The organism is Pseudomonas sp. microsymbiont 2, assembly GCF_054788395.1.
On record NZ_CM139112.1, the window covers coordinates 1,237,783 to 1,254,415 of the forward strand.

Consider the following 16,633-nt stretch of genomic DNA (forward strand, 5'->3'; position numbering starts at 1 on the left):
GTGATCATGCAGCGATTGACGCGATGGGCCGGCGCCGGGCTGCTGGCGCTCCTTAGCTCGAGCGTGGCCGTGGCAGGCGCCGAACTGGAGGTCGGCAGGGCGGTCGCTGGGCAGGTCAGCGACACTGGCCGGCCTGTCTGGCATTTGGGGCTCAAGGCTGGGGATCTGGTACGTGGGCGGGTCGAAGGCGATGTCAGCCTGCGTCTGCTGAATGCCGAGGGGCAGCCGTTGCGCCTGCTGGTCGACGGTCTTGACCAGCCCCGCGAGTTTCTGTTCGTGGCGGAGCAGGCAGGGCATTACCGGATACGTGTCGAGCCCCTGGCGACCCGTCCGTCCGAGCGGTTCAGCCTGCGCCTGGAGCAGGTGGTGCCGGCTGCCGAGCAACGTCGTTCTCCCGTTCCCTTGGCCAGCCCGGCCTTGCGCAGCTTGCAGCGGGAGCTGGCCGAGGGTGGCGACAGCGAGGCTTTCTGGAAGGCACGTGCCCGTGAGGGAACGCCGTTGGTGGAAGCCATTCCCGGACAGCCTGGGCAGCGCCTGGTGACCTTCCTCTGGCGCGGGGCGCGGGACAATGTGCGGGTTTTCGGGGCTCCCTCAGGCAGCCATGAGCCCTTGGCCCGGCTGGGTTCGAGCGATGTCTGGCACCACAGCTTCGTGGTGCCCGCCGCTACGCGCCTGAGCTATCAGATGGCCCCGGATGTGCCGGTGTCGGACGACCGTCGGGTGATACTGGCCAGCACCCGCCGCGATCCGCTGAATGCAAACACCTTCGCCGATGGCAGTGGCGACCCCTGGTTGTCGCGCTCGCGGCTGGAGTTGCCCGATGCCGCGCCACAGCCTTGGGTCGCCGAGCGGGCGGGCGTGCCCCGTGGTCGTCTGGAGCGCAAGCGCCTGGCCAGCCAATTGCTCGGCAACGAGCGCGACGTCTATCTCTACCGCCCGGTGGGCTGGCGTCCGGGCAAGGCCGACCAGGCCTTGCTGGTGCTGTTCGATGCCCATGCCTATACCCGTCAGGTACCGACTCCGACCTTGCTCGACAATCTGCTTGCCGATGGCCTGATCCCGCCCACCGCGGCGCTCATCATCGCCAACCCCAGCAGCCAGAGCCGTGAGCAGGAGCTGCCGCCCAATCCGCTGTTCGCCCGGTTCATGGCCGAAGAGCTGATGCCCTGGGCCCGCCGCCAGGGGTTGGCGGCCCCGGCGTCGCGCACCGTGGTCGCCGGTTCCAGTTACGGTGGCCTGGCGTCGGCCTATATGGGGCTCATGCACCCGGAGCTGTTCGGCAACGTGTTGAGCATGTCCGGGTCCTACTGGTGGCCGATGTCTGGCGCCGAGCCTGGCTGGTTGACCCGCGAGTACGCCAAGGCCCCGCGCCAGCCGCTGCGGTTCTACCTGCAGGCGGGACTGTTCGAGGGGCCGAGGATCCTCGACACCAATCGCCATCTGCGTGATGTGCTGCTGGCCAAGGGGTATCGGGTGGAGCAGGTGGAGTTTCCCGCAGGCCATGACTACCTGCAGTGGCGGGGGAGCCTGCCCTGCGGCTTGATCAGCTTGCTCGGGCAGGGCACCCAGGGTGTCGCGCGGGCGTGCGTGCCGCAGGGCTGAGGGGGCGTTCAGTGTGACAGTGCCTTCAGAACATGCTCAGGGTCGTTGTGGATAGCCCGCAACAAGGCCTTGGCCGGTCCGGTGGGTTCTCGACGGCCTTGTTCCCAGTTGCGCAGGGTGGCCACCTGTACGTCGATGATTTCGGCGAAACGCACTTGGGACAGGCCGGTCGCCTTGCGAATGTTCTTGACTTGGAGAGCGTCGATTTCGAATTGACGGGAAGGCGGGCGGCGGCCATGGACGATTTCATCCATCTGCTCGACGCTTTCCATCAGTTCGTCGAAGAAGCGGCTCATGGGTGGCTCCAGTGTTCGATGAGGTTTCTCAGCGCAGCGCGTTGTTCTGCTCAAAGGTCTGACTGTTCGTTCTTGGGGTAGATGTACAGCAAGGCGATCCGTGACGCGCTCATGAAGTGGTAGTGGATGACCCTGGCACCGCCACGTTTCCCATGTCCCTTCGCCGCGACACGTATCTTGCGCAGCCCTGCGGTACCTTCGATGAGGTCTCCTGCATCGGGGCAGATCAGAAGTCGGACCTGAAGCAGTCGGTAGGCTTCTTCGTCGAGCAACGCTTTGACGCGTTTGGTGAAGATGGATGTTTCGGTGAAGAGCATAGCAGGATATACGCCATTGGCGTAGTTTCGACCATGCGAAACTATGCGGGGAAGATGATCCGCAAGGCTAGCGATGGTCGTTTGCCTTGCTACATCGTTCCCTTCTGGCATTGCTGTAGGTGCCTTCTGTTACCGGTCCACGGCCTCCCGGCCAGTTCTGTTGCGCCACATCCGATATGCCCTAATCCCCGCCCGCACCGAGCCGAACAGCAGTTTCTCCTCCATCTCCCGTGCCATCCCCGAGCGCACCAGCATGCGCAGGAAGGTGCCGCGGGCACGGGCGATGGCGAAATGGATGCCCTGGGCGGCCAGGGTGTCGCGCACCTCGCGCAGGGCGGCGATGCCACTGACGTCGATACTGGTCACCGCTTCGGCATCGAACAGCACCGCCTTTGGCTGAGCCTCGCCTTGCACCGCCTCGAGCAGGCGCATCTTGAAGTAGTCGGCGTTGAAGAACAGGATCGCGTCGTCGAAGCGGTACACCACCAGACCCGGTACGGTGCGGGCGTCCTGGTGCTGGCGCACGTCCACCTGGCCTTCGATGCCGGGCACCCAGCCGAGCACCGCGTCGGTAGGCTGGTAGATGCTGTAGAGCAGGCGCAGGATGGCCAGGGTCACGGCGAACACGATGCCCGGCAACACCCCCAGGCCGAGCACGCCGACCGTGGTCAGCAGGCACAGCCAGAACTCGAAGCGGCTGAGCCTGCGGATGGTCTTGAGCGACTTCACATCGATCAGCCCCCAGCCGGCCATCAGCAGCACGGCGCCCAGCGCGGCCTGGGGAATCCAGGCCATGGGCGCGGTGAAGAACAGCAGGATCAGGGCGATCACCAGCGCGGCGATGATGCCCACCAGCTGGCTCTTGCCGCCAACCATGTCGTTGACCGCGGTGCGCGAGTCGGCGCCGCTGATGGCGAAGCCTTGGGAGATCCCGGCGGCCAGGTTGCTCACGCCCAGGGCGACGAACTCGTGGTTGGCGTTGATCGCATAGCCGTGGCGGGCGGCGAAGCTGCGGGCGGTGAGCATGGCGCTGCAGAAACTGATGGTGGCGATACCCAGGGCGTCACGCAGCAGGCTCTTGGTTTCCGCCAGGCTGCTCCGCGGCCAGGCCAGTTCGGGGATGCCCGCCGGGACCGGACCGAGGATCGCCACGCCGTAGCGATCCAGGCCGAACAGTCCGGCCAGGGCCGTGAACACCAGCACCACCACCAGCGCGGCCGGCAGCCGTGGATAGCGGCGCGGCAGCCAGATCAGCAGGCCCAGGCCAGCCAGGCCGATGGTCAGCGTCAGCCAGTGGATCTCGCCCAGGCGCTGGAGGAAGTTGACCAGGCTGAGGATGAAGCCGTCGCCCTCGATCCTGAAACCCACCACCTTGGACAGCTGCCCGGCGATCAGGCTCAGGCCGATACCGTTGAGGTAGCCGATCAGGATCGGTCTGGAGAAGAAGCTGGCGATGAACCCGGCCCGCGCCACCCCGGCAGCGATCAGCATCGCGCCCACCAGCACCGTGACGATCACCGACAGCTCGGCGATGCGTTGTGGGTCGCCCATGGCCAGCGGCGCCACGGCCCCGGCGATCATGGCGCAGGTGGCGGCGTCCGGGCCGACCATCAACTGGCGCGAGCTGCCAATCAGGGCGTAGACGATCATCGGCAGCACGCAGGCATAGAGCCCGTACTGCGGCGGCAGGCCGACGATCTGCGCGTAGGCGATGGCGATGGGAATCTGGATCGCGGCCACCGACAGGCCGGCCTGCAGGTCAGCGTGGAACCATTCGCGGCGGTAGTGCAGCAGGTTGGCCAGGCCCGGTAGCCAGCGGGAGAGAAACATGCGCAGTCCTTTGGAGATGTTTCAGAAAGCTTAGGTGCTTATGCGCTGGAACCGATCGGCTCGCAAGTGCAAAAGGCGCCGGGCATTCAAGCCTTTCAGGCAAGGAATGGCCATGGGCTGGATCAAGAAAGGTGCAGGAACGAAAAAAGGAGCCGAAGCTCCTTTTGACAGCGATGACGTCGCTGGAACGCCATGCGGGGAATGCGATGTGGAGCGGGTAGAGGGAATCGAACCCTCGTCGGAAGCTTGGGAAGCTACTGTTCTACCATTAAACTATACCCGCGTCGGCGCCCGACTTTTTACCAGAACCCCTCGCCAATGAGAAGCCCAAGGGCATAAAAAAGCCTGTCGGCGGCCCATAGCCTGCGGGTAGCGAAGGGCTACAGGTCGCCGATGCGCTCAGAGGGCCAGTGCATGCTGCCCCTGTTCCTGCACGTAGCGTTGACGGGGTTCGCGCACGGTCGGCTTGAGGAAGCCGAGCATCGCGCCGCGGGTATCCTCGCAGGCGCTCTTGTGCTCCATGTCGAGGAAGTGACCGGCGTCGCGGATCACGCTGAACTGGCTACGCTGCACGTGCCGGCTGAACTGCCGGGCATCTTCGACGGTGGTGTACTCGTCACGGTCGCCGTTGATGAACAGCACCGGGATGTCGATGTTGCGCGCGGCCTTCAGTGCCCGTTCCAGGTCGTGCTCGAGCACCTGGTTGATGTGGAAGTGCATCTGCGCGTACTCGTGGCTGTCCAGGCTGCTGACGTGCCGGTAGTTGAAGCGCTTGAACAGCGACGGCAGGTGCTTGCCGATGGTGTCGTTGACCAGATTGCCCACTTGGTAGCGATCGCAGGCGGCCAGGTACTGGCAACCGCGCTCCAGGTAGTCGCGCATCGGCTCGTTGATCACCGGCGAGAACGAGCTGACGATGGCTTTCTTCACCAATTGCGGCTGGTGCGCCAGCGCCAGCAGGGTGCAGGCGCCGCCCCAGGAGAACGACATCACGTGGTCGGCACGGAAGTGCTCGATCAGTTCGAGCAGGATGTGCGCCTCGGTCTCCTTGGTCAGCAGCCGCTCCTGGCGGTTGTGGGGTTTCGACTTGCCGGCGTAAGGCTGGTCGTACAGCACCACGTTGAACTGTGGATGCAGGTTGCGCACTGTCTGTGCGAAGGACGCCGTGGTGGCCAACGAGCCATTGATCAGGATGATCGTCTTCTCGGCGCCTTGCGCGCGATGGAACTCCGTGTAAACCCGGTACTGCCCTTGGATATCAAGTACAGCGATTTCTGGCCTCATGTCATCGACTCCTGGCGCAAAAAGGGTATTCGCGTCACCTGGTGGTTCGCCTGGACGGTTCGCGAGTACGACGCCGAACCGACCGCAGAGGCCATCAGGGTGCACGTGCTTTATGACAGGTAGGCATTCGCCTGGAAGTGAAACCGGTGGGCCCTGGTGTCGATCCTTGACGCATTCGTCGACGGTATTGTTGTTGCGGGCGATTTGCCGTGCTCCCGCGCATCGAGGCGTTGGATGGCCGGCAAAGGGCGTCTGGGACGGCAGTGTGACTTGTTGGTCACATGCAGACTGACGATTCGATTCAAGCAGCGAGGCGCGCATCGCGCAAGTGCCGTTCGGGGAAAATGTGACTCGGGGTGCTCGGCGGTCGTGTGGCGGTTTCGCTTGGCCTGATCCGGCCCTTTCGCGGGCAAGCCCGCTCCCACAGGTTTCCCGAGTCTCCCGTGGGAGCGGGCTTGCCCGCGAAAGGGCTCAGACCGTGGCGACTTCCTCGGCCGAAAGCGCCCGAAATTCACCCGGCGCCAACCCTGGATCCAGCTCGATGGTGCCCATGCGCTCGCGATGCAAGCCCACCACCTTGTTCTGGAAATGGCCGAACATCCGCTTCACCTGGTGATAGCGTCCTTCGACGATTGCCAGGCGTGCCTCGCGGGGGGCGAGGATATCGAGCTGGGCGGGCAGGGTGGTGAGGTCTTCGAAGGCGAAGTACAAGCCTTCACGGAACTTGTCGACATAATGCGCGCCGATCTCGTCCTCGGTCTGCACGCGGTAGATCTTCGGCAGTTTGGTGCGGGGCTGGGTCAGGCGTCGCGACCACTGGCCGTCGTTGGTCAGGATCATCAGGCCGGTGGTGTTGTAGTCCAGGCGCCCGGCGATATGCAGGCCGTCGCGTAGTCCCTCAGGCAGCAGGTCGAGCACCGTGCGGTGCTGTGGGTCGCTGGTGGCGCTGACGCAGCCGGTGGGTTTGTGCAGCATCAGGTAGCGTGCGGGGCGACCGGCCTGCACGACCTGTTCGTCCACCTCGACCCGGCTGAACTCACGCACATCCAGCAGCGGATCATCCGTCGCCAGGCCATCCACGCGCACGCGCCCGCTGGCGAGCAGCAGGCGTACTTGCTGGCGGTTGTAGCAGGGCAGGTTGCCGAGGAATCGGTCTAGGCGCATGGCGAACAGGTCACGGGAAAACGGCGCGCAGTCTAGCGGATCATCTCGGCTGACGCTGCCTTGAGCTGTGCATCCACCTGGGCGCAGCGTGGGCAAAGGCAGGCCTTGTCGCGCAGTTCGGCCGGCAGGGCTTCCAGGACAGCCGGGTCGATGCTCACGCTGAAGCACCAGCAGCCGTGCGTGGCGCTGCCTGGGTCGGCCAGGCCGCATTGGTTGAGGGTGCCACAGGCGGGGCAGCGTCGAGGGTCGGGCATGGTCGATTCCGGGCGTCAGGGACAGACGCAGTCATGGGCAACGGAGTATATCGAAGCGCGGCAGGACGACCTGTTTCAATTTGTTGCGGAAATGGCACCGAACCCTGCCTCGACGGTCTTATCCAGTGTCGACGAACGCATTGCCGTCGACGTCCGCCAGCGCCGCTGTGCCGGGCACCCTCGCGGTCCAGGAGGCCGCCATGTACCCACGAATCCTGTTGCTCGTCCTGCTCGTACTTCTGACCAGCGGCTGCGCGCCGTACTACGGCAGCGGCGGCTACTACCGTAGCGACTACTACACCTCCGATCGCTATGTGTACCCCGGTTACTACCGCTATGACCGCTACTATGTGGCCCCGCAGCCGCGTTACTACTACCAGCCTGCGCCGCGCTACTACCGACCGGCGCCAGGGCCGCAGTACCGGCCTTATCCACCACCCGGCGTGCAGCCGCGTTGGCAGGGCAATCCCCGCTACGACTATGGCAATCGCCAGCGCTATGACTACGGGCGCGATCGCGAGCGCAACGATTACCGCAACGACAACCGAGGCGGTCGAGGAGATCGCTGGCATTCCAACGGGCGCGGCGGCGATCGCAACTGGCAGCGCTGACCTGGGGGTTACCCGCGAAGACCAGGGTGGATTGAGCCATGCCTTCGCGGGTGAACCCGCTCCCACAGGATCGCTGCTGTATCGGACATTACAGGCTCCCTGTGGGAGCGGGCGCTGTGGTGCGTGGCACGGGTCACCCTCTGTTTCATCCCAGGTCGGCCAGTGGATGGCGCCCCTCCCAGACTTTGGCGAAATGCGCCTCGACCACCGCCGCCGGCACCTGTGCTACATCCGGCCAATGCCAGTGCGGCTGGTTGTCCTTGTCCAGCAACCTGGCCCGTACCCCTTCACTGAACTCCGGGTGACGGCAGCAGTTCAAGCTCATGCTGTATTCCATCTGGAACACCTGTGCCAGCGACAGATAGCGCGCACGCCGGATTTGCTCCCACACCAGGTGCGCGGTCAACGGACAACCTTCGTGCAGGCGCTGGCCGGCCGCCGCCAGCAACGGATCGGCGTGCCGTGCCAGCCCGCTCAGGGCGCGCCAGGCGGCGACCGGATCGGCCACGTCGAGCACTTCGTCGATCACCGTCCGCCGCGCCAGCCACTGGCCCTCGGGCAGCTCGGCGCAGGCCCTGTGCTGCTCGGCCTTGAGCAGGCTGTTGAGCTGCAGGGCGGTCTGCTCCTGCCAGTTCAGCTGCAGCAACTCCTCGATCAGAGCGTCCTGTTGATGCTCGCCCAGGAAGCGGTCGGCCAGGCCAAGATCCAGGGCATCACGGGCATTGATCGGGGCGCCGGTCAGGCCCAGGAACAGCCCGAGCTTGCCGGGTAGGCGGGCGAGAAACCAGCTGGCGCCGACATCGGGGTACAGGCCGATGCTGATTTCGGGCATGGCCAGGCGGCTGCTGGGGGTGACGATGCGCACGCAGGCGCCTTGCAGCAGCCCCATGCCTCCGCCCAGCACATGTCCGTGGCCCCAGCACAGGAGCGGCTTGGGGTAAGTGTGCAGGCGGTAGTCGAGGCGGTACTCGCTGGCGAAGAAATGCGCCGCCAGTAGCGGCACACTGCCGGGGTGCTCGCGGCAGGCCTGAGCCAGCGCGCGCACATCGCCGCCGGCACAAAAGGCCTTCGCGCCGTTGCCGCGCAGTAACACGCAGACGATGTCGGGGTCGCTGGCCCAGCCGCGCAGGCGCTCGTCGAGCACCTCGATCATCGGCGGGGTCAGGGCATTGAGCGCCTTGGGCGCGTCCAGGGTGGCGATGCCGATACGGGCGCCATCGGCGCCGATGAGTTCCTCGCAGTGAATGGACATGGGCTACCTCATGCAGGTCATCCCACCAGTATGGCTGCCTGGCGCGAAGCTGCCGGTCGTCGGTCGGATCGATTGACAAGCCGCCGAGGCTTTCCTAGTGTCGCGCCACTTTGCTATTGGATGCCCCCATGACCGACGACGATCGCATCAAACTCGAACCGAGCTGGAAAGCCGCGCTGCGCGCCGAGTTCGACCAGCCCTACATGCACCAGTTGCGCGAGTTCCTGCGTGCGGAATATGCCGCCGGCAAGGAGATCTACCCGCCAGGGCCGCTGATTTTCAACGCCTTGAATTCGACACCGCTGGATCAGGTCAAGGTGGTCATCCTCGGCCAGGATCCGTACCACGGCCCCGGCCAGGCCCATGGCCTGTGCTTTTCGGTACAGCCTGGCGTCCCCACGCCGCCGTCGCTGGTGAACATCTACAAGGAGCTGCAGCGCGACCTCAACCTGCCGATCCCCAACCACGGCTACCTGCAGAGCTGGGCCGAGCAGGGCGTGCTGCTGCTCAATACCACCATGACCGTGCAACGGGCCAACGCCGCGTCTCACGCGAAAAAGGGCTGGGAGTTCTTCACCGACCGGATCATCCAGACCGTCAGCGAGCAGTGTCCGAACGTGGTGTTCCTGCTGTGGGGGGCTCACGCGCAAAGCAAGCAGAAGTTGATCGACGGCACCAAGCACCTGGTGCTCAAGTCGGTGCACCCGTCGCCGTTGTCGGCGTATCGCGGGTTCTTTGGCTGTGGGCATTTCAGCCGGACCAATGGATTCTTGCAGCAGCATGGGATGGCGCCGATCAACTGGTCGTTGCCGCCGTTGTAGTGCTGCTGCACCTAGCATTTTTGCCAGTTTCGCGGAATTTTTCTCAGCGTTAGATTCACCCCTACAGAAGCCATACAGCCCTTGTAGTTCAGGGGCTGCATATCTCAAGGGTGTGAAAATGTCGAGACTGGTGACGGCTAAAGGTAAGGGCTCCATCCTCTCTGCGCAGCCCAGCGAAATCATTCTCGCTGCTCCTGTGCCCGTGGGTGTGCTGCCGTTGCTCGATGATGAAAACGGGGCCCTCACACTAGCTCTTGAGAAGCAGATCGTTACGTTGCCTTTTCGGGTAAAGGCCTGGGAGGAATACGAAAGCGATTACCGGCAGTTGATTGAGAGCGGCTATGAGAGTCCTCGGCTGGAGTTTCAGCCGTTCTGGAATGACCGCACAGTGGGCGAAGTTGTTCAGTGGGACATGACACCCAGCATTGATGAAGATGAAAACGGTGAGCGGTTTATTCCGGTCGATTTGAGTGTGCCTGCGTCCATTTTTGTCCCAGGCGAGGGCCGTCTCAAGTTTGAAGTCTGGGTTGATGAGATCTTCAATCGAGAACTTTCTCCAGAGGCCAGGGTCCGGATAGACCAGATGGCGCCGAATATGGGACGCCCTTGTCCGTTGAGGGAAGATAACGTAACGGTCATTGATGAAGCGTATCTGGAACAGAACGGAAACAAAGCGACTTTCAAGATAGACCGATGGGACGACATTCGGCTCGAAGACAAAGTTCAGCTCTTCCTGCTCGATTCGAGTGTGTCGGACACGACAAACTTGCCGTTTAATCCTTCTTGCGAAGTTGATGTCAACGTTGATAACAAGCGTCAAAATCCATTTCTAGTCGACGTGCCCGCCGCGAAATTGACCAATGGCATGTTTCGTGTGGTCTGCAGGTTGTTGGATCGCAGTGGCAACGTGGGTGTTCAGTCACCTTCACTCGACGTACAAGTGTTGTTGCCCGTGCCTGTTGTGCTTCCGTTTCCGCAGGTGCCGCTGGCCAACGATGGGTTGCTGGATCTGGAGGATGCTCGCACGCCCGTGCAGGTCGAGATCCCCAGGATCGAAGCGGCGGAGCCTGGCGATGTGCTGCAGGTTTACTGGAACACTCGGCCATTGCAGGCTGTGACGGTAGGCGCCACCCAGCAATGGCCTGTGCGTGTGGATGTGCCATGGGCGGATATCACTGCCCAGGGCTTTGTCGGGCCCGTGCTGGCGGATGTGTACTACACCAGTAGTCGCCATGGTGGTTCGCAGGAAACGACCGGTATCCAGGTCAGCGTCGACTTGCGCGTCGCAGGGCCCGACCCGGAGGGGCCAGAGCCTGAGAATCCAAGGCTGGCGCCCGTCGTGGTCAAAGGGCGCACGGGAGACAATCACCTGGGGATTCCGGATATCAATCAGGACGTGACGGTAGAGGTGCTGCTCTACCCGCAGCCTGAACCGGGGCAGACGTTGCAATTGCACTGGAACGACTCAAAGGACTCCATTTCGACCTATGAGGTGAAGGAGGGCGATCAGGGAAACACAACGATCACTTTTCCGCTCATTCCCTATGATCAGGTCAAGGACAGCAGTGGCCGGGTCCCGGTGCACTACTGGACCAGCAATGGCGTCAACCGGCAGCGCTCCCCTGCCACCCTGGTCACCGTCGCCTGGGCGGCGACGTATCCGCGGCCGGCGTACGTGGTGCCCTATGTCAACATCTACGGCAACCTCAGTTGCGACTCTTTGTACAAAGCCATTTCCAAACCTATCCCCCCGACCGCAGAAGTTCCATTCGATGTGCCTGCTAGTGCCGGGTTACAAGTAGGGGAACACGTTCGTTTGCGTTGGCAGCTGTACCGAAAAGAGCTCCCAGAGTTTGTCGCGACTGGTGAAGAACAGTTTTCTGAACTCGTGCCAGTGAGCAACGCGAACCAAACGCTGCGCTTGTTCCTGGGGCCCGTGCGACAGGCACTTCATGATCAGTTTGAAGACTTCAGGAAGGAAGGCCAGGTCAGGGTTTGGTACGACGTCGTGAAGAGCGACGGTAGCGTGGGTTTTTCGCACCCGCTCCAGGTACGCGTCGACTTTATATTCGGCAGTGGCATGGGGTGCGAATTCAGGGGTGATAAATAGGTATCGTGTAGATGTTCCGGCTGCTGTTAGGCCGTTTGTAGTTGATTTTTCAATTTCCAGGAGAACGCTATGACCAGCTTTGAGAAGAACAGTATTGCGGCGGGAGAAACCTCTGCGCCAGGGGCTACGAAACCGGACCCGGTAAAGACTAAAGAAGAATTCCTGGCGCTTTCAAATAAAATTGATCAGGCGCTAGCTGAGTATAAAAAGAATAAAGCCAAGGCAACCAGCAGTGGGCTGATGTCTGTCAATCAGCAGTCCACGGCGAGCAGTGGGGACTTCGTCATAGACGCCGACAAAGTCCTGCCTGATAACGGTGACGGACGGGGTGTCACTATTCCGCGTGAGGCTTTTGATGTTACAGATGATCGTAATAACTATGTGACCCTGACCATCCCGGCTTGGCCAGTGACGGTGTTACCACCCAATATCCCTGACGACTTCCTTGGCTCGTTCGACCTGATCTATCTATGGCGAATGGACTATCTAGATGACGCGTTTGGCAACAAGATTCCAAATCCCGTAAAGGTCAGCGAGCTGACAAGAGTAGCGTTCGACCCTGAGAGGGAAGAATCCATCAGCGTAGCGGTCGATCCCGCTTTCTGGGCTACGGTGCCAGAAGGCTTCGTTGATATCTTCTATTCGGTGGCGAACAGCGAGATTGGTAACGAGGTAGCGTCCGAACCTCAACGCGTCTATGTCGACCAGTTCCCACCTTCCCGCGGGACTCAGCCCCGTGCCCTGGGACGGCCGGCCAATCTTCCGGCGGACGCGGTGATCGATCGGGATTACCTGCGAAACAATCCGAGCATTTCCTTCCCGCTTGCCGATTACTCGGGGAAATGGCCCGCCGACCAGATTTTGATCAGCGTCAATGGCGTCGAGCTGGTGCCCATCGACATCTATCCGGTCGGTGACGAACTGGTGCAGACGATCGACCTTAGCAACACCGTCGTCGAAGGTTGGGGGGCGGGCCTCAAGCAGGTCAAGTACAGGCTGCGCGATCGTACGGGGTGGGAGTCGGCGGAGTCTGGCAGCCTTGTGGTGGAGGTGCAGCTGGAGGATGTGCCCACGGTCTTGCCGGCCCCGATTCTGCAGGCCGCGCGCGTCAACCGCGAGCTGGCGAGGGCGGGGCTGACCATCCAGGTTCCGGACATCGTCTCTGCGCAGCCCAACGACGGTCTCGTCGTGATTTTGCAAACGCCTTCTGGCCCGCAAAGGCTGTCCCCCATTACCTACGGCACGGCGCCTCGCACGGTGGTCGCGACGTGGGATAACCTGGCCCAGCCAGATGGGCAGGCCAACTATGAGTTGTCGGTGACTTATGAGTGGTCCCGGGGGGAAGTGACTCCACGGCAATCACCCCCTGCCGTCGTGGCGGTGGACCTGCGGACCGTGGGGCCGACTCCGGATCCGGACGATGGCAGCCCGAACCCTCTGCTCGGCCAGCTCGTGGTACGCGGTGGCGGCGCCGACCCGGTGGATAACAGGATTCGACCGGAAGATTTCAATTTGCCGGCGACTATCGTCTTTACCACCTACGCTAACGCGCAAGCAGGTAGCAGGATTCGGATCTACTACGGATCTGCAGGTTCCGCCGAGGAGATCATTGCGGTGCCTGCGATCGAACTGCCGGACCCACCTGTCGACGGTTCGACCATCAATGTCGAGTTGCCATGGGCAACAATCGCGCGCCACGGGAATGGCTTGAAGGAAGCTTACTTCGAGGTCTATCCGCCAGCTGGCTCTGACTTCGAAGACAACGCCCAGCGTTCCCTGGTAACGCCAGTCACCGTCGCCGCCGTCGTCACGCTGACGTCCTTCGTGCGCTACTTGAATGTCGACATCACAGACCCGGTCGATCCAGCCAAGGGTCATGGTGCAAGGGAAAACCGGCCGGCTGGCTCAACTACCCCCACCACCAACATCCTCAACTGCAACTCTCAACCTTGGAACGGCATTCAACTGCAGATCAACGAGCCAACGCTGAACATTGGCGCAAATGTCACCGTCCAGTTGCAATATTCCGCCAGCGCAAGGGGGATCGCGCCGTACTCGGAGCCTGCCGAAATCAGCGGCACGGTCACAAGCTCGGGCACGATCACGCTGGTGCTGCCTTTCAATGACATCAAGTTCCCGGCAGGAAGCCCAGAGCCTCGCGGACCGCTGACAGGTTCGTTCCTCAGTAGCTTCACGGTCCAGCGTGAGGACGGTGTGGTCGACATGTCGAACAGCGTCATGGTGCGTTACGCGGTCAATGGCAACAATCAAGGCTACTGCGCCTTGTGGGGCTCCGGACGCCCTCGGAGGGCGTGAGGCAAGACAACCAGGGCGGGCGCTGACCGCCCTGGTTGTTGAAAAGCCTGCATCTATTTGTTGAATTTTCCTATACGCCAAGATCCCTGCTCTCACTAGCCTTCTCGAGCCTGCAGTGAGGCTGGCGGGCAGTACCCAGCTTTCTGCGCATCCTTTGCGATTGAACCGAGAGGTCCAGGAATGCCGATCTTCAGTACCTGTAATTGTTCTAGCTTATCCCTCAAGGGTGTCATCGCCCTGGTGACACTCGTGGCCTACTCCGGCCACGCCACCGCTCGCGATCTAGTGGGCGAAACGTTGACCATCGACGCCACCACCCCCGTCACGTTCTACAATGTCAGCGCCAATTCCATCTTGAATGTCAACGGTGCACAGACCGAGGCACTGCAGATCAACCAGTCGACACTGAACATGACCAGTGGCGTCGTTTCAGTGGCCTCCGGCAATGCCATCGCCTTGCTCGACGGCACAGCCACCATTGCCAACGCGAATATCGTCAACACCGGTAACGGCATGGGCCTGTTGTTGGCGCGCAGCTTCGGCCAATCGACCGCCAGCGTGAGTGACAGCCAGATCAGCGCAGGCATCGGTGCCCAGGTCACGGCGGGCAGCCAACTACTGCTGCGCAACACCCAGATGACCGGCAGGGTAGGCCCAGGCTTGCGGCTGATGGGCGGCGCGGCACGGGTCGAGGGTGGAAGCCGCATCACCGGGCAGACTGCTGGTGTGCAGATGCTGGCCGAAAGCTTGACGAACAATACGCCTCAGTTGACGTTGGACAACAGCCATGTGTCCGGTGTCGCCGGCCCGGCCATCGTGGTCGGCCAAGCGAGCGTCGCGACGCTGGAAGTGCTCAATGGCTCCAGCCTGACGGGTGGCAATGGCACCGCCTTGGAGGTTCGTCAGCAAGGTACGGCAAACGTTCGCGTCGAAGCCTCCACGTTCACTGGCGGGATCGACAACGCTGGCACTTCGACCATCAACTTCAGCGGTTCGACCCTGAACGGTGATGCTGTTACCAGCGCTACCGGCAATCTTGACCTGGTATTTCAGGATTCGACGATGAGCGGCAGCATCAAGTCCGCTGGCATCACCCAGGCAAACTTGATCCGTTCTTCGCTAAATGGCGATATCGAAAGCACGGGCACTTCGACGGTCACCCTCAATGGCTCGACTGTTAACGGCAACGCCACGACTGCAGAGAGCGGCACGCTAGTCCTGGCGCTTGTCGATTCGCAAATGACCGGCAACATTCAATCCGCAGGTGCCACCCAGGCGAACTTCACGCGCTCCTCGCTGACCGGCGACGTCTCGGTCGGGCCTACCGGCTCCTTCGAGCTGCAGCTGGATCAGGGGCAGATGACAGGCGACGTGGTTGTGGCGCAGGGGGGAAGCGCGACTCTCGATCTGCGCAACGGAGCGCAGTTGCTGGGGGGCTTGCACAATGTGAACAGTGCCATGTTCGGTGACGGTACCCACTGGACGCTCAATAGCGACAGTGACGTGGGGGATCTGGTCATGCAGGGTGGACAGGTCACTTTCGGTGACCCTGGCCGCTTCCACAGCCTGACGGTGACCAACCTCTCTGGCAACGGCACCTTTGTCATGGACAGCGACTTTGTCACCGGCAACGGCGACCAGTTGATCGTCACTGGCACATCGGAGGGCAATCACGGCCTGCTGGTGGGCAGCAGTGGCCAGGAGGCGAGTGTCGACTCGCTGCGCCTGGTGCAGACGGCCGACGGCGGTGCACAGTTCCATCTGCTCAACGACCGCGAACGGGTCGACGTGGGCGCGTACTCCTACGAACTGGCGCAAGAGGGCAATGACTGGGTTCTCAACCGCGAGACCCGCACCATCGCGCCAATCACCATGGCCGCCATGGCGCTGTTCAACACGCCTATCACCGTGGCATACGGCGAACTCAGCTCGCTGCGCAGCCGCATGGGCGAGCTGCGTTACAGTGAAGGACGCGACGCTGGTGTTTGGATGCGTGCCTACGGTAACCAGTACAACGTCAGCGGTGCATCCCTGGGGGCGGGTTACCAGCAGAACCAGCGTGGCTTGAGTCTGGGCGCCGACATGCAGCTGGCCGACAGCGACTGGTTGGTGGGCGTGCTGGCGGGTAGTAGTCGTTCGGACCTGAATCTCGACTATGGTACTTCCGGTACCGTGGATAGCTATTATGTTGGCGGTTACGCCACCTGGCTGGATCGCGAGACTGGCTTTTATGTCGATACGGTGCTCAAGTACAACCGCTACCAGAACAATGCCAAGGTCGGCATGAGCGACCACACCCGTAGCAAGGGCGACTACGATACCCACGGTGTGAGCGCGTCGGTGGAGGCGGGCAAGCACATCAAGCTCAACGACGGTTACTTCATCGAGCCTTTCGTCCAGGTGGCGACTGCAGCGGTCGCTGGCAAGGACTATACCTTCGACAACGGCCTGCGCGCCGAAGGCGACATGGCCAAGTCGTTGCTGGGCAAGGTGGGCACCACCGTCGGCAAGACCATCCCGCTCGATGGCGGGGCCATGGTGCAGCCTTATGTGAAAGGTGCCTTCGCCCATGAGTTCGCCCAACGCAACCAGGTGCAGGTCAACGACAACGTGTTCAACAATGATCTGTCGGGTTCGCGTGCCGAGCTGGGTGTGGGTGTGTCGCTGGCGCTGTCCAAGCAGTTCCGCGTGCATGCCGACGTGGAGTACAGCAATGGCAAGAATATCGAACAGCCTTACGGTGTGAATGTGGGCGTGCGTTACGATTTCTGATCGA

The 16,633-nt window shown here is 62.2% G+C and carries 13 protein-coding genes and 1 tRNA gene; 6 read left to right on the plus strand and 8 right to left on the minus strand.

Translation table 11 applies throughout. From position 1 onward, the window contains the following. Window positions 1-6 precede the first annotated feature (6 nt). Window positions 7-1,602 (plus strand): alpha/beta hydrolase-fold protein, encoded by a 1,596-nt coding sequence (locus tag ACYUME_RS05640; RefSeq protein ID WP_460418277.1) that lies wholly within the window; start codon window positions 7-9, stop codon window positions 1,600-1,602. Between the two features lie 8 nt (window positions 1,603-1,610). On the opposite strand, the gene nadS is transcribed toward ACYUME_RS05640, so the two are convergent. The 7 genes from nadS to ACYUME_RS05675 all read right to left on the minus strand — a co-directional run bounded on the left by nadS (window position 1,611) and on the right by ACYUME_RS05675 (window position 6,747). Next, window positions 1,611-1,898, minus strand: coding sequence for a NadS family protein (gene nadS, locus ACYUME_RS05645; protein WP_279881565.1), 288 nt, complete (start codon window positions 1,896-1,898; stop codon window positions 1,611-1,613). A gap of 50 nt (window positions 1,899-1,948) precedes the next feature. Continuing rightward, window positions 1,949-2,215 (minus strand): type II toxin-antitoxin system RelE/ParE family toxin, encoded by a 267-nt coding sequence (locus tag ACYUME_RS05650; RefSeq protein WP_460418278.1) that lies wholly within the window; start codon window positions 2,213-2,215, stop codon window positions 1,949-1,951. Between the two features lie 129 nt (window positions 2,216-2,344). Next, the gene (locus ACYUME_RS05655) at window positions 2,345-4,045 is read right to left on the minus strand and encodes a SulP family inorganic anion transporter (RefSeq protein ID WP_460418279.1); all 1,701 of its coding nucleotides are present in this window, start codon (window positions 4,043-4,045) and stop codon (window positions 2,345-2,347) included. Window positions 4,046-4,254: 209 nt separating this feature from the next. Then, window positions 4,255-4,328 (minus strand) — tRNA-Gly (locus ACYUME_RS05660). Between the two features lie 116 nt (window positions 4,329-4,444). Beyond that, window positions 4,445-5,329 (minus strand): alpha/beta fold hydrolase, encoded by an 885-nt coding sequence (locus ACYUME_RS05665; protein ID WP_460418280.1) that lies wholly within the window; start codon window positions 5,327-5,329, stop codon window positions 4,445-4,447. 471 nt (window positions 5,330-5,800) lie between these two features. Then, window positions 5,801-6,493, minus strand: a complete 693-nt coding sequence (locus ACYUME_RS05670; protein WP_460418281.1) for a pseudouridine synthase — start codon at window positions 6,491-6,493, stop codon at window positions 5,801-5,803. 32 nt (window positions 6,494-6,525) lie between these two features. Then, the gene (locus ACYUME_RS05675) at window positions 6,526-6,747 is read right to left on the minus strand and encodes a cysteine-rich CWC family protein (RefSeq protein WP_460418282.1); all 222 of its coding nucleotides are present in this window, start codon (window positions 6,745-6,747) and stop codon (window positions 6,526-6,528) included. Between the two features lie 200 nt (window positions 6,748-6,947). Between ACYUME_RS05675 and ACYUME_RS05680 the strand changes: the two genes are divergently transcribed. After that, window positions 6,948-7,358 (plus strand): hypothetical protein, encoded by a 411-nt coding sequence (locus ACYUME_RS05680; protein WP_460418283.1) that lies wholly within the window; start codon window positions 6,948-6,950, stop codon window positions 7,356-7,358. 145 nt (window positions 7,359-7,503) lie between these two features. Here the strand turns inward: ACYUME_RS05680 and ACYUME_RS05685 are convergent, their stop codons facing one another. Continuing rightward, window positions 7,504-8,610, minus strand: a complete 1,107-nt coding sequence (locus ACYUME_RS05685) for an enoyl-CoA hydratase/isomerase family protein (RefSeq protein WP_460418284.1) — start codon at window positions 8,608-8,610, stop codon at window positions 7,504-7,506. Window positions 8,611-8,738: 128 nt separating this feature from the next. Here ACYUME_RS05685 and ung point away from each other — a divergent pair, with 128 nt between their 5' ends. The 4 genes from ung to ACYUME_RS05705 all read left to right on the plus strand — a co-directional run bounded on the left by ung (window position 8,739) and on the right by ACYUME_RS05705 (window position 16,629). Further along, window positions 8,739-9,431, plus strand: coding sequence for a uracil-DNA glycosylase (gene ung / locus ACYUME_RS05690; RefSeq protein WP_460418285.1), 693 nt, complete (start codon window positions 8,739-8,741; stop codon window positions 9,429-9,431). 118 nt (window positions 9,432-9,549) lie between these two features. Next, on the plus strand, window positions 9,550-11,541 hold the full coding sequence (locus ACYUME_RS05695; protein ID WP_460418286.1) for a hypothetical protein: 1,992 nt from the start codon (window positions 9,550-9,552) through the stop codon (window positions 11,539-11,541). Window positions 11,542-11,610: 69 nt separating this feature from the next. Then, window positions 11,611-13,857, plus strand: a complete 2,247-nt coding sequence (locus tag ACYUME_RS05700; protein ID WP_460418287.1) for a hypothetical protein — start codon at window positions 11,611-11,613, stop codon at window positions 13,855-13,857. A 249-nt stretch (window positions 13,858-14,106) separates the two neighbouring features. Continuing rightward, complete coding sequence (locus ACYUME_RS05705; RefSeq protein WP_460418288.1) at window positions 14,107-16,629, plus strand: autotransporter outer membrane beta-barrel domain-containing protein; 2,523 nt, start codon at window positions 14,107-14,109, stop codon at window positions 16,627-16,629. The last annotated feature ends 4 nt before the right edge of the window (window positions 16,630-16,633 follow it).